Origin of the sequence: Novosphingobium sp. B-7 (genome assembly GCF_000410615.1) — a bacterium.
In the GTDB taxonomy this organism is placed as follows: domain Bacteria; phylum Pseudomonadota; class Alphaproteobacteria; order Sphingomonadales; family Sphingomonadaceae; genus Novosphingobium; species Novosphingobium capsulatum.
Map to the genome: position 1 here is coordinate 1 of NZ_APCQ01000750.1, position 338 is coordinate 338.

The window sequence follows — 338 nt, forward strand, 5'->3', positions numbered from 1 at the left end:
AGCGGCTTGAGATAGTGCATGCCCGGGAACAGCCAGCCATCGGCGTGCATGACGCCCTGCTTGCGGCCAACCGTCCACCACTCGCGCAAAAGGGCAAGAAGGTCAGCGGGCAGGAGCGCATTGCGATAGCGCCCGCCTTTACCGCGCTCCACGCGCAGGAGCATGCGCTTGCTGTCGACATCGCGGACCTTCAGCATCGTCACTTCGGCGGCGCGCAAGCCAGCGCCATAGGCAACGGACAGTGCAGCCTTGTGCTTCAGGCAGTTGGTCGCGCCGAGGAGAAGCACGACCTCTTCGCGGCTGAGGACAACGGGCAATGCGCGAGGGTTCTTGACCGT

1 protein-coding gene is annotated in these 338 nt (G+C 64.5%); it reads right to left on the bottom strand.

What is annotated here, in order from left to right:
• The coding region (locus H926_RS0108225; RefSeq protein ID WP_022675869.1) for a tyrosine-type recombinase/integrase at positions 1-338 on the bottom strand (338 nt) is incomplete at both ends.